Here is a 12,409-nt window from a genome sequence, read left to right as displayed (position 1 = left end):
ATCATTTTGAACCAAACCCGGATGATAACTTCAGGATGGACAATTGACGCATCGTTCAGCCGATGCGTATCCGGACTTTCAGTCCGTTAATCACTAACCCACCGACTTTAGTCGGTGGTTGTTGAGTCGCTAGAGGTGCTTTCATCATTATGACTGAGTTCTGCTTCCAGTTCCTCTATGCTTGGCAAGCTCGATTTTAAGTCCTCTGGCAATGTACGGGTTAACTCGTAATCCGAAACTCCAATTGGCTTTTGAATGCCGCGCAAGGCATATTCAGCCAGTATCCGGTCTTTGGTCTGGCATAAAATCAAACCGATGGTGGGCTGATCAGTGGAATGTCGCAGTTTCTCATCGACCACCGAGCAATAGAAATTCATCTTACCGGCATGTTCAGGCTTGAACTCTCCTCGTTTCAGCTCGATCACAACGAAAGCCCTCAAAGTCAGATGATAAAAAAGAAGGTCAATGTAATAATCTTGTTCGCTTACGGTAATACGATATTGCCGCCCCACAAAAGCAAAGCCTTCGCCGAGTTCGAGTAGGAATTTTTCAAGGTGTTTGAGAAGCTCCGTTTCCAACTCACGTTCTTTGAAGGGTTCCGATAGGGTGAGGAAATCGAAAACATAGGGATCCTTCAGGGTCTGCTGTACCAGCTCCGATTGAGATATGGGTAACCGGTTCTTGAAGTTGCTGACAGCCGAGCCCTGCCGGACATAGGCATTGCTTTTGATCATATGAAGTAGGGAGTCTCGGCTCCATCCTTGTATCTGAGTCTGTTCTGCATACCAGAATCGCTCGGTTTGATCCTTTATCCTCTCAATCAGCAGAATGTTGTGACCCCACGGCAATTGTGCCACAGGTTGTGGCACAATTGCCGATACGGGCTTTCCGGAACCTTGTTGCTCCATTCGTGGCAAAGCGTACTCCCGGTAGAAACGTAGCATGCGCTTCAGGTTCCGTTCTGAAAAGCCTTTGACCTCTGGCAATTCATTAACAATATCCCGCGCCAGCTTCGGGATGATCCCCGCACCCCACCCCTGTTGCCTCTGACGTTCATGGAGCATGTGACCGATGTCCCAGTACATCTGGATTAGTTCAGCATTGACGGACTGAGCGGCTCTGAACTGACCATCACGGATCCGTTCCTTTACATCGGCGAGTAACGAGGTGTAAATCTGTAGTTCTGATGTCATGATTACCTTGCTTCTTTCAGTATCTTGTAGACGGTGGAGCGGCTAATACCCAGTTGCCTGGCAATCTCGGAAGCCCCAAAACCCTCACCTTTTATTACCAAAACCTGTTGTTGGTTTATGGAGAGTTTCCTTCCAAACTTGATGTCCTTGGCCTCAGTTCTTTCCTCGTTGGTTCGTTCCAGTATCTGTTGCCGTTCAGCCTGAGCCACTGCTGACAAGTAGTGATACCGTCGTACAAGAAATAGACAGCTACGCTCATCTCATCGAACTCTTCATGGGCTGGATCATAACTGGTGGAGACACTGAAGTTCAGATATCTGGCGCATATGACGGCAATCCAGCTTAACCTAACGTGAGAATTTTAATGAGGGCAACAAAATTTTTGGCGGTTTTGGCTTACCCTACCTCCGATGTCGCCTACCAGGTAATACCCTTAGATACTCTACCATAAGTTGAATCACTTGTTGTCTAAGTCGGCTTTTAGAAGGCACACTACTTGCGTATCGCGTTCCAATAAAGTTTGTCTCCTGGGATCAAAGCTTGATGACTGAATAGCACTTCGGTATGGTGGTCGTGGATCATGATTTACGGGTATGTTGCTCATCAAAATATAGAGGTTCTAGCAGTTCACTGACAGCCTCGAATCTGCGCCCCAGCTTGGCAAGGTTCAGTGCCACAACGGGCGTATATCTCTGGCTGACAAAAAGATAACCGCTGAATGGATCATCCTTCAGAGTGTTTTGTACCTTTGAGGCCAGACCGTTAAAGCCACTATGTATATCAGTTATTCCAGCGACGATAAAGGTACTGGCAGGATGTGAGTGATGTAATAGCATAGGTAAAATTTTTAATGATTTTTGTTATATTTTTCAGCGAAAAAGCCCAATTTAGTAGTAAAAAGAAAAAATAATGGCATTTACTCAGTTAACCATTTAGCGTGTTTTGTACTGCCTATTCTCGGCAGTTAGTGTGTGGGTGTTTTTAATAATCTTTTATGCTATGAATTGGGAACGGAGTAAAATGTTGCAACTTGATTTTGGCTCTTCAGATTCCTTCGAACGAGCGATATCTCCATTTGAGGAGATGGCTGCATATGAAGCGTTGTGGACTGAGCAGGGTGCTACATTTAAAACTATTGCTGATAAATTTCGGCAAGCACCTAATGGTACTATGCCGTCTGAACTCGTCTCCGAAGAAAAAAGAGAGTCTGTCAAAAAGTCACTGAAATATATTCTTAATAAATATTCTGTGGAGCATTTAGGTGTTAGAGTGCACGGAACTAGTGAGTATCCTGATAAATTGAGAGATGTTCGTCACCCAATAGAACTGTTTTATTATCAAGGTTGGTGGGATTTAGTTAATACTCGGTGTGTGGCTGTTGTCGGTTCACCGGTTCACGAAAGATATCTGATGAAGGTCGCCGTAGAACAAGAAAGTTAGTTAAATGTCTTGTGAATGATGGAGTTACTATCATTTCTGGCTTGGCTGAGGGAGTAGATACTGTTGCTCATACGACTGCGTTGGAGCTGGGAGGTAACACAATAGCGGTTATTGGTACTCCGTTGTCTCATATTTACCCAAGACAGAATAGTGAGCTCCAAAAGGCAATTAGAGAAAGTTATTTGCTAATTAGCCAAGTACCATTTAAACGTTATATTGAGCAAGATTACCGTAGTAATCGTCTGTTTTTTCCTGAGCGTACTGTGACTATGTCAGCATTATCTGAAGCGACTATTATCGTTGAGGCATCTGATACCTCAGGAACGATGACGCAAGCTAGAGCGGCTTTGAATCAAGGCAGGAAATTATTTATATTAGAATCTTGTTTCAAGAACACTTCAATTAGCTGGCCGGCAAAATATGAAGCGTTAGGGGCTATAAGGGTTAAAGACTATGAGGATATTAGGGAACATCTGTGACTTACTGTCTTACAAAAATTGATGAATTGAGTTGTAGAGATCACTACTATCTTGCAGAAGACGACACTTGTTAATTTTATGGTGAATAGGTAGTCACTATAAAACAATGAAAATGGTTATTAAAAACCATTTGCCGCAAGTTCATATTGTGGGTTTATTTGTAGCTATACCCTATGGATTTCAAGATGCATCGCGACGGCAAGGGAGCGAATCCCCGGGAGCATAGATAACTATGTGACTGGGGTGAGTGAGTACAGCCAACAAAGAGGCAACTTGAAAGATAACGGGTATAGAACTGTGTGTGAAGCTGAAATCAATTGGTTTGATGAGTACTAAATAATTCCTCCAATTTAATATCGACTAATTACTTATTAATACCTCTAACACACCATTTAATTACATTTTTTTGGTGTCGAATTGTACTTAATTAGTCAAATCTGCCTACAGAAAATATTATCTATAAAGTTTGAATAAATGAACGCCTAATGATCTATTATACCACTTAATTCCTTTGTTGTATTAGAAAGCCTCAGTTATCAATTCTATCTTATTAACCAGATGGGGTGTTTATAGTTTTATACCCTAAGTTCAGATATTCAAAATTTTTAAAATTAGATAAACAATTATTCACTGTAATCGTTACTCTTTTTCGTCACTCTGTTGGTGTGTATATCTACGCTGATTAGAGTAATGCTATGGTTTATTTCCGCTTATTTTCCCATAGTCTTTTTGTCCTGACGATACTCATGAGTTGGTCTGTACTGGCCGGAGAAAAAGATGAACTGGCCACCACACTCAGGCAGCTTGACCAGGTGCAGGCCGGTTTGGAACGTGCCCGGGTTTTGGCAGTTCAGGAGGGTCAGGCAGACCGTTTTTATTTTGATTATCTACGTGCTAACCGGGACCTCAATATTATCCGTGAAGGCATTAACCGCTATCTGACACCATCCCGTGCCCAACCAGGGATTTCTGCGGCTGTGCTGGATGTGACCGGTCAATATCTTCAGGAGCGAATACGGTGAACGAGGTACAACGCAATGCATTCAGGGCTGCTTCCGGCAATCTCGATCCTCATGTGATGCAATTTCTCTGTATCGGTTTACTGATAGCGGTGCTGTTTCTCTGGGCAGTATGGGGAATAGTGGACGTTTGGCAGGGCTGGGCCAATGAAAAGGTACGTGAAGCAGCGATGAACCGTTTTGTCATTCGTGTGGCGTTGTTGCTGGTGATGGCTATCTGGATGTTTGCCAGCTAATCGGTTTTTTAACCTGTAATGGAAAAAAGGGAAAAGGAAATGGATCTGTTAAACCGGGGATGTCAGTCACTGTTCCGCCTGTTTGCCCGTATCAATACCCGTGCAGTGTCACTCTGTGTGCTGGCTTATCTGGTTTGTCAACCCGTGACAGCGGCATTGCCAACGGTTGAACCGCCTTCCAGCGGGAGTGGCGGCGGCATTTTTAATACCGTCAAAGGTTACTTGCAGGACGGCATCGTGATAGGCGGGTTGGTCGTTGCCGCGATCGCGTTTATCAATGTGGCGACAGCGGCAATCCATACTTTTTCTGAAGTTCGCAGTGACAGAGCTTCCTGGACTAAATTTGGTGCGATTGTGGTGGTTGGTGTAGTGCTGTTAGTGGCTGTTATCTGGCTGCTGGGCAAATCGACTTCCATTCTCTTTTAACCCCAGGGAAGTGTCAGTATGGTTCAAACTATTCGTTTTTTACCTGATCGTCTTAATGTCGAACCTATCGTGTTCCGGGGATTTACTACCCCAGAGCTGGGCTGGACGGCATTAACGGGACTGATAGCTGGCACGGTCATTGGCTTGTTACTGACACCGGTAACGGGTTGGGTGATGATACCGACGGTGGCACTGATTGCGCCGTTGTTATTGATTGCCTTTGGCGGCAAATACCTGGCCCGGATGAAACGCGGTAAACCGGCGCATTATCTCTATCGACGGCTGGAGGTTAAAAAGCGGTGCTGGGGTTTGGGTAACCCGTCACTGATTATCACATCACAACGCTGGTCGTTGCGCCGCCGTCACCGGGTAATGACCCGAATGGGGCGGTTATGAGCCGTTTTCGTCATGCGATTCAAAACCGGGACCAGCATATCCTGACGTTACGCTCTGCCTGTGGTGTGCTGGTTTTGTTGTTGTTACTGAGTCTGAGTGGCTGGATGATGGCGCCGAGAGAGTTAACCATTTATACGCCGCCGGATGTCCGTAGTGGCAGTACCCGTCCGTGGTGGGAAGTGCCCGTCTCCCAAGTTTATGCCTTTGGTTTTTATATTTTTCAACAACTGAATGCCTGGCCGAAAGACGGGGACGTTGATTATCCGGCGAAAATAGCGGCGCTTTCACCTTATTTGACCCCCTCCTGTCAGGTGTTTCTGGAACAGGATGCTCAAAATCGGTCACAAGCGGGTGAGCTAAAAGATCGCGTGCGGGTGGTGTATGAAATTCCGGAACGGGGCTTTCGTGACAGTAATGTGATGGTAAAAGACCGGGATAACTGGGTTATTAAGTTAGATTTAGTCGCTGATGAATATTTTCACGCTGAGCCGGTAAAACGGGCACTGGTACGTTACCCAATTAAAGTCACCCGCTGGGAAGGGGATGCAGAGCGTAATCCGTTCGGTCTGGCACTGGATTGTTATGACAGCACGCCGCAACGGCTGGAAGCAGCATCGCAGCCGGCACCGGCGAAAAAGGGAATATTCCAGTGAAAAAACAGGTATTCATCGAGTTATTGGCATTGACCGCATTATTATTCGCCGGGCTGATTGCTGTTTCACCCGTTGAAGCCGTGGAGTTGATGAAGTGGGAGCGTATCCCGCTGCCGGTTGCCTTGCATGTTGGACAGGAGCGAGTGGTGTTTGTGGATAAAAATGTTCGGGTTGGCTTTCCCGGGATGTTGAATGGCAAATTGCGGGTACAGAGCACCGGTGGTGCAGTGTATTTGTATCCAAGTGATGCGTTTGCTCAGACCCGGTTGCGACTTCAGGATGTGAAAAATGGTGAAGTGATTTTGCTGGATGTGACCGCCATAAATGGAAAAGGGCTCCTTGAGCCGGTTCGTTTGGTGTACCACGGGGATGTGACTACGTTGACGGGCAACCATCAGGTTTACCACGGTGCCAAAGGGGATAACACGTCAGCAACGTCTCCCTCTCCTGCCGGTGAACGCCAAGCTGACCGGCGTCAAAAACGGTCCTACACGGCTCCGCTGCCGGTGGTCCTGACCCGTTACGCCGCGCAAAGTCTGTATGCGCCGTTACGTACAGTAGAAGCTGTTCCCGGCATTCACCCGGTATCATTGGCGCTACCAACCCGATTGACCACATTGTATCCCTCAGCGCCGGTAATAGTCTCCCCATTAGGGGGCTGGGGTGTGGATAACCTCACTGTGGTGGCGCTGAAAGTGCGTAATACCCACCGTGAGAACGTGGTGCTTGATCCACGCAGGTTGCAGGGGCAATTCATAGCAGCGACCTTTCAGCATCGTTGGTTGGGACCGTCAGGTACGCCGGAAGACACGACTACCGTCTATTTGGTGGTGAAAGGTCGGCCTGACCGTGCTTTTCTGCCTGAACCGGTGAGGTCAAAAACGCCCATGAAGCGACAAGGAAATCCCCATGCAAATTAAGTCAAACGGTCTGGTGAAGTGGGTCGTGCCTGCTTTTGTTATTGCGGGGCTGGTCGTGGGGATCAAGAGTTGTCGGCAATCAGAGACGCCTGTCAGCCAGACAGTGAGTCATCAGGCTTTGGCGGAACTGTCTTCCGGGGAGCTGCGGGCATTGGGGATTGAGGGAGACACCCCGGAAGACACATTGCGTACTCTGATCGGTGCCTTGCGTAGTATCCGTGTTCAGCAGGAGGCATTGGAAAAACAAAATGCACAATTACTGACTGACAATGAGAAATGGCGAAACGGGAGTCAGAGCATGACTGACCAGATTAACCAGGCGGTAGCGGGCAACCGCGAAGAAACAGAAAAGCAACAGCAGGTATTGAAAGCGGAGCAGCAAACGCTGTTCAGCCGACTTGACCAGTTGACCCGTCAGTTAGGCAATAAAAGCATCAGTACAAACACCCCTCTGGTTGAGCGTGATATTCCGCTGGGATTAGGGTTGGACGATACCGGCCAAAATACGACCTCTGGCGGGGACCGGTTGGTCTGGATTACCCCACAGGATACGTTACCGGTTGATTCACAGGTTGCAATGAGTGGTCAGCCAGCGTCCCCCCGTTTTCCAGTGTCATTTCTGGAGGACAATGCATTGAGCCGTCAGAAAGTGGAATATGACGGTATGACTAAAAATCAGCGAGCCATTACCGATAGTCATACAAACGAGACTGTCTGGCCCGTTTATACCCTGCCCGAGAATACGACGCTGGTCGGCAGCCAGGCGATGACGGCATTATTAGGCCGGGTGCCAGTAAATGACAAAGTCACTGACCCGTATCCTTTTAAAGTACTGATTGGTAAAGATAACCTGACTGCCAACGGCATTGAATTGCCCGACGTGGAAGGTGCGATTGTTTCTGGTACGGCTACCGGTGACTGGACCTTGTCTTGCGTGCGCGGCAATGTCACTTCTTTAACTTTTGTCTTTGCAGACGGTACCGTCAGAACTGTGCCGAAATCGGATAATCGCACCAATGGCAGCTATCACGTTCAGGATAATAACGGCGGCGGTATCGGCTGGCTATCTGACGACAACGGTATTCCGTGTATCAGCGGTGAACGTAAATCCAATGCACCCAGTTACTTACCAACCTTATTTGCTCTTTCTGGTGGCACAGCTGCGGGTGATGTGTTGTCGCAAAGCCAGCTAACCACTCAGTCCAACGGTTATGGCGGTGCGACGTCATCACTGACCGGGGATGCCGGTAAAGCGGTTTTGGGGCAAGCCGCTGCCGGAGGATTTAAGGCCGTATCCGAATGGGTCAAAGCCCGTTATGGCCAAACTTTTGATGCCGTTTACGTACCGCCGGGTGCCAGAGTAGCCGTGCATATTACCCAGCAAATACCGATTGATTATGAAGGACGGGGGCGCAGGGTGAAATATAACTTAGGTCTTGGACAGGAGGTCCGTGATGGTCTGGACTGAGAAAACGAGCATGAATAAAGCGCGAAAAATAGTGATGTTGGTGGTGATAACGATCCTGACCGGTTGCAGCACGTCTAAAGAAGAGATGCTTCCACCGGGAGACAGCACAATGCTAGCTCTGTGGCAGGGGAAAGTCTCGTCGTCACAAGTTACGATGGAGGCCCGTAAAACACTGCGCCGGGAGCTGAACGAACGGGAACAGCAGGCTACTCTGAATTACACGGAAAGTTATAGTCGTACACAGGAAAATGAAATCAGTCAGACTTTCCCTCGGTTACCTAATCCGGACATGGTGATGTATCTCTTTCCTCATTTAGTTGCGGGAAACACGCCAGTACCGGGATACAGCACGGTATTTCCGTTCTACAACCAGGTGCAATATGCTTTGCCGGGTGAACGGACGGAGGCATTGTGATGTGGTCGCTGTTGAATAAAGTCCGCTTGCGTAAACGGGGTAATCTATCGGAAGTTTTGGGTGAAACTGAGGTCATACTACCGTCGTCTTCTACCGTTGTTGGGCGTGAACCTTTGAGGCGTCCCGGTAAAATGACCAGCACGGATGAAGCTGCGTTGTATGACACTTGGCCGTCTATCATTGATTACCTGCCTTGGGTCGAATATTTGGACGATGAGAAGTGTTTGTTGCTGGATGATGGTCTTTCAGTCGGTGCTATTTATACGGTTTCTCCGGTTTCGACAGAGGGACGCCCCGCAGCCCGTCTGGAAGATATTCGTGACCAGGTAGAAGATGCGTTGCAAGACAGTCTGGAAGACGATGACGTATCTCCCTGGGTAGTGCAGTTTTTTTGTCAGGATGAGGATGATCCCGCGTTATATCTGACACAACTTCGTCAGTATATTAAACCTTGGGCGCAGGGTTCAGCCTTCACTGAAGCTTGGTTGGCTGAAACCGAACGTCATCTGAAGGGGATAGCCCGACCAGAAGGGCTGTTTAACGATTCATTGGTGACTGGTCAGTTCTGGCGGGGACAGCAACGTCGTACCCGAATGGTCATTTATCGTTGGGTCCCTGTCGGACAGAAAGAAAGATCGCTGCCCATTGTGTTGCTTAATCAGGTGTGTGACCGACTGACAGCTTCTCTGGCGAGTACAGGCATTTTGTGCCAACGACAAAATGGTGAACAGGTTCATCACTGGTTACTGCGATTGTTTAATCCTGGTCCAGATTGGATAGATAAAACAACGTTGTATCAGGCCGCTAGTTATGCGACCCCACAGGCTGGTGAGTGGAAGCCAGATAATGATTTCACGGAAACTTTGTGGTTTACCCCGCCACGTTCTGACGTGAAAAACGGTGTATGGTGGTTTGATAATATTGCTCACCGAGCGGTACCGGTTGAACGGCTGCGTCGTGCACCAGAGCCGGGAACGCTGACCGGTGAAATGGTCAGAGGGGAGAATATCAATGCGCTGATGGACTTATTACCCTCAGGAACTATTGTTTCGCTGACTGTGGTCGCACAAGCACAAGCACAAGACACGCCAGAACAGGATTTCGACCGGTTGTCAAAAAATGCCGTGGGAGAAAATACTGAATCAGGGAGAGTACGTTCAGACGTAAAAGAAGCTAAGGCACATCTGGGGCTGAGACATAAACTGTGCCGTTCTGCATTGACCTTTCTGTTACAGGGGGCTGATGTTGACGATTTGAACCGTCGGCATCAGCAACTGGCCGCAACCCTGTTGGTATCGGGGTTGCAGCCGGTCAAACCCGAATGCGACGTAGCGCCGTTAAACGGTTATCTGCGTGCCTTACCGATGTGTTTTAACCCGCAACGAGACAAACATCACTGGTATACCCGGTTGACTTGGATGCAGCATGTGGCTGGGTTGTTGCCAGTGACAGGGCGGGCGACCGGCACAGGCAACCCGGGTCTTAGCTTTTTTAACCGGGGCGGTGATGTGCTGACATTTGATCCGCAAAATAAACATGACCGTACCCAGAATGCGCATCTGTTGCTATTCGGGCCGACCGGTGCGGGGAAGTCGGCTACGCTCTGTGCGAGTTTATCGCAGTTGATGGCGGTGCACTGTCCCCGATTATTTGTGGCGGAAGCGGGCAACAGTTTTGGGCTGTTTGCCGATTACTGTCAACGCCTGGGGCTGAGTGTCAACAAAATCAGCATTAAACCAGGTTGTGGTGTCAGTCTGGCGCTGTTTGCCGATGCCCACCAATTGCTTCAAGTGGCATCTTCTCAGTTGGATTTGGCGGGTGAAAGGTCGCCAGAGGAAACCGCAGATGACGAGGCCGATGAGCAGCGCGATATCCTGGGAGAAATAGAACTTGCGGCGCGCATGATGATCACCGGTGGGGAGAAGAAAGAGGAAGAACGTCTGACGCGGGCGGATCGGGGCATGATACGTGAAGCCATCATGATAGCGGCGAGAGCCAGCTTTGATGACGGCCGACAGATGATCGCGGAAGATTTGCAAAATGCATTGTCTGTGATTGCCCGGGACAGCCGGCGGGATGAACAGGGGAGAGCATTGTGTACCGAACAGCGTCGGGCCCGTGCTGAAGAGATGGCGGGGGCGATGTCAATGTTCACCAGTGGTTTTGAGGGGGAATTGTTTAATCGTCCTGGAACCCCGTGGCCAGAAGCAGATGTAACGCTAATTGACCTCGGTACGCTGGCGCGTGAAGGATATAGTGCGCAGATGGCCTTGGCGATGGTGTCTCTGGTCAATACCATCAACAATATGGCGGAACGTGATCAATTTGATGCAAGGGAAATTAATTTTGTCGTGGATGAGGCGCATGTTCTGACCACTAATCCGTTATTGTCACCTTATATGACCAAAGTGGTCAAGATGTGGCGAAAATTAGGAGCCTGGTTGTGGCTGGCCACCCAGAACTTGGCAGACTATCCGGATACGGCTGAGAAGATGCTCAATATGGCGGAGTGGTGGTTGTGTCTGACGATGCCGCCGGATGAAGTCGAACAGGTAGCGCGTTTTAAAAAGCTGTCTGAAGAACAAAAATCGGTGTTGCTATCAGCCAGCAAACTCCCGGGTTGTTACACCGAAGGCGTGGTGTTGTCGAAAAAAGTGGAGGCGTTATTTCGGGTGGTGCCGTCTAGTGTGTATCTTGCATTGGGTATGACGGAGAAAGAGGAAAAGGCAGAGCGCAGGGCGATTATGAAAGCGCTTCATTGCAGCGAATTGGATGCCGCTTTTGTTGTGGCGAGAAGGCTGGGCCGTGCCCGTGGTCTGATATCTGGGGAAGTGGCAGATGGGCGTGATGAGGATCTCTTATCCATGCAGGGGGGCAGACTATGAATATTAGGGTATTCTGGACGCTTTTCCCGTTGTTAATGCCGGTATCCGTGTTTGCCAGCACAGTGATATATACCGACACAAGCCATCCACCGCTCAATGCTGATCAAAACGTCCAAGTTGTGTACCTAGATAAGCCAGAGCAGTTGCAATCACAGTTATTCAGTAAGCTGTCTGCTGATCCTCAACAGGCAGTCAAGCAGGCCCGTCAGATTTTACAGTCTCCATCGTGGCATCAACAGGGGCAACATATCAGTCAGGGTTATCAGGGGTTATTGAATGCTTGGACTTTGGGCCTTGAGAAAGGAGTTTACTATATTTATGAGAGGTATCTTCCATTGAGTGGTGAAGCTATGGATATATTTAATTCTCTAAATCAATCGTTTTTTGAAACATGTGAAAAAATTGATAAACTTTGGCAAAAAAGGAGAAGAACCATAGATACCAAGATGGTGGTTCTATTCCTTATGAAAATAATCACGGGCAAGAACAAACATGGATACGGTTACATTATTAATGAAATATGGGATAGCTGCATCAGAGAAAAAATACCTTTACCACAACAGAATCCAGTATCACCATCTTCAATGTACGAGGCCCGAATGAAACTTCCTGAAAATTCAATTAAAATAATAAACGAAAATATTCTATTAGAATGGGAAGATAAAAGTGGGATTGGCATGTGGAAGGGGCATCGAGTTTACGCTATCGATGGTTCCAAGTTAAATGTTCCCAGAGGATTGCTGGAAAATGGATATAAAACCCCCAAGAATACGTCCCGACATTATCCCTATGCTATGATGAGTTGTCTTTATGATGTTATGAATGGTTTGATATATGACATTGATCTTGTTGAACATAATAATGAAAGAGCTTGTGCAT

At 48.0% G+C, this 12,409-nt stretch carries 13 protein-coding genes and 2 pseudogenes; 12 read left to right on the top strand and 3 right to left on the bottom strand.

Annotated elements, in window-relative coordinates; all coding sequences use genetic code 11:
- Positions 1-107 precede the first annotated feature (107 nt).
- From C5470_RS20315 to tnpB, 3 genes and pseudogenes are all read right to left on the bottom strand, one after another.
- A complete protein-coding gene (locus C5470_RS20315; protein WP_166291534.1) occupies positions 108-1,193 on the bottom strand; it encodes a PDDEXK nuclease domain-containing protein in 1,086 nt (361 codons plus the stop codon).
- A gap of 2 nt (positions 1,194-1,195) precedes the next feature.
- A pseudogene (locus tag C5470_RS20310) lies at positions 1,196-1,467 on the bottom strand (helix-turn-helix domain-containing protein); the annotation flags it as partial.
- Positions 1,468-1,891: 424 nt separating this feature from the next.
- Positions 1,892-2,029: pseudogene (tnpB, locus tag C5470_RS20305) on the bottom strand (IS66 family insertion sequence element accessory protein TnpB); the annotation flags it as partial.
- Between the two features lie 184 nt (positions 2,030-2,213).
- Here tnpB and C5470_RS23045 point away from each other — a divergent pair.
- The 12 genes from C5470_RS23045 to C5470_RS23035 form a co-directional block, all read left to right on the top strand.
- Positions 2,214-2,633: a DNA-processing protein DprA gene (locus tag C5470_RS23045; protein WP_242688197.1), complete on the top strand. Its 420-nt coding sequence runs from the start codon at positions 2,214-2,216 to the stop codon at positions 2,631-2,633.
- Between the two features lie 11 nt (positions 2,634-2,644).
- Positions 2,645-3,112, top strand: coding sequence for a DNA-processing protein DprA (locus C5470_RS23040; RefSeq protein WP_339917069.1), 468 nt, complete (start codon positions 2,645-2,647; stop codon positions 3,110-3,112).
- Positions 3,113-3,807: 695 nt separating this feature from the next.
- Positions 3,808-4,134 carry an integrative conjugative element protein, RAQPRD family gene (locus tag C5470_RS20295; protein WP_166291532.1) on the top strand — a complete coding sequence of 109 codons (327 nt, stop codon included), beginning with the start codon at positions 3,808-3,810 and terminating at the stop codon, positions 4,132-4,134.
- The gene (locus tag C5470_RS20290; RefSeq protein ID WP_166291530.1) at positions 4,131-4,367 is read left to right on the top strand and encodes a TIGR03758 family integrating conjugative element protein; all 237 of its coding nucleotides are present in this window, start codon (positions 4,131-4,133) and stop codon (positions 4,365-4,367) included. The genes C5470_RS20295 and C5470_RS20290 overlap by 4 nt, the downstream gene beginning before the upstream one ends.
- Positions 4,368-4,406: 39 nt before the next feature.
- Positions 4,407-4,793: a TIGR03745 family integrating conjugative element membrane protein gene (locus C5470_RS20285; RefSeq protein ID WP_242688193.1), complete on the top strand. Its 387-nt coding sequence runs from the start codon at positions 4,407-4,409 to the stop codon at positions 4,791-4,793.
- A gap of 18 nt (positions 4,794-4,811) precedes the next feature.
- Positions 4,812-5,189, top strand: coding sequence for a TIGR03750 family conjugal transfer protein (locus tag C5470_RS20280; protein WP_166291528.1), 378 nt, complete (start codon positions 4,812-4,814; stop codon positions 5,187-5,189).
- Positions 5,186-5,842: a PFL_4703 family integrating conjugative element protein gene (locus C5470_RS20275; protein WP_166291526.1), complete on the top strand. Its 657-nt coding sequence runs from the start codon at positions 5,186-5,188 to the stop codon at positions 5,840-5,842. Before C5470_RS20280 ends, C5470_RS20275 begins: the two co-directional genes overlap by 4 nt.
- Before the next feature lie 89 nt (positions 5,843-5,931).
- Entirely contained in the window at positions 5,932-6,762 is an 831-nt protein-coding gene (locus tag C5470_RS20270; RefSeq protein ID WP_242688198.1) for a TIGR03749 family integrating conjugative element protein, read from the top strand.
- Positions 6,752-8,230 (top strand): TIGR03752 family integrating conjugative element protein, encoded by a 1,479-nt coding sequence (locus C5470_RS20265; RefSeq protein WP_166291524.1) that lies wholly within the window; start codon positions 6,752-6,754, stop codon positions 8,228-8,230. The genes C5470_RS20270 and C5470_RS20265 overlap by 11 nt, the downstream gene beginning before the upstream one ends.
- Positions 8,231-8,240: 10 nt before the next feature.
- Positions 8,241-8,645, top strand: coding sequence for a TIGR03751 family conjugal transfer lipoprotein (locus tag C5470_RS20260; RefSeq protein ID WP_166291538.1), 405 nt, complete (start codon positions 8,241-8,243; stop codon positions 8,643-8,645).
- A complete protein-coding gene (locus tag C5470_RS20255) occupies positions 8,645-11,530 on the top strand; it encodes a conjugative transfer ATPase (protein ID WP_207627056.1) in 2,886 nt (961 codons plus the stop codon). Before C5470_RS20260 ends, C5470_RS20255 begins: the two co-directional genes overlap by 1 nt.
- The coding region (locus C5470_RS23035) for a TIGR03757 family integrating conjugative element protein (RefSeq protein ID WP_242688184.1) at positions 11,527-12,409 on the top strand (883 nt) is incomplete at its 3' end. The genes C5470_RS20255 and C5470_RS23035, both read left to right, overlap by 4 nt.

It is taken from the genome of Photorhabdus stackebrandtii (genome assembly GCF_011189495.1).
GTDB lineage: Bacteria > Pseudomonadota > Gammaproteobacteria > Enterobacterales > Enterobacteriaceae > Photorhabdus > Photorhabdus khanii.
The sequence above is the reverse complement of the archived record's forward strand: the minus strand, read 5'-3'. Positions and strand labels throughout refer to the sequence as shown.

What these genes read in the sequence shown, in the direction of transcription:
- C5470_RS20315 (WP_166291534.1), bottom strand. Translation starts at nt 1,193, where the DNA reads ATGACATCAGAACTACAGATTTACACCTCGTTACTCGCCGATGTAAAG.
- C5470_RS23045 (WP_242688197.1), top strand. Translation starts at nt 2,214, where the DNA reads ATGTTGCAACTTGATTTTGGCTCTTCAGATTCCTTCGAACGAGCGATA.
- C5470_RS20295 (WP_166291532.1), top strand. Translation starts at nt 3,808, where the DNA reads ATGGTTTATTTCCGCTTATTTTCCCATAGTCTTTTTGTCCTGACGATA.
- C5470_RS20285 (WP_242688193.1), top strand. Translation starts at nt 4,407, where the DNA reads ATGGATCTGTTAAACCGGGGATGTCAGTCACTGTTCCGCCTGTTTGCC.
- C5470_RS20280 (WP_166291528.1), top strand. Translation starts at nt 4,812, where the DNA reads ATGGTTCAAACTATTCGTTTTTTACCTGATCGTCTTAATGTCGAACCT.
- C5470_RS20275 (WP_166291526.1), top strand. Translation starts at nt 5,186, where the DNA reads ATGAGCCGTTTTCGTCATGCGATTCAAAACCGGGACCAGCATATCCTG.
- C5470_RS20270 (WP_242688198.1), top strand. Translation starts at nt 5,932, where the DNA reads ATGAAGTGGGAGCGTATCCCGCTGCCGGTTGCCTTGCATGTTGGACAG.
- C5470_RS20265 (WP_166291524.1), top strand. Translation starts at nt 6,752, where the DNA reads ATGCAAATTAAGTCAAACGGTCTGGTGAAGTGGGTCGTGCCTGCTTTT.
- C5470_RS20260 (WP_166291538.1), top strand. Translation starts at nt 8,241, where the DNA reads ATGAATAAAGCGCGAAAAATAGTGATGTTGGTGGTGATAACGATCCTG.
- C5470_RS20255 (WP_207627056.1), top strand. Translation starts at nt 8,645, where the DNA reads ATGTGGTCGCTGTTGAATAAAGTCCGCTTGCGTAAACGGGGTAATCTA.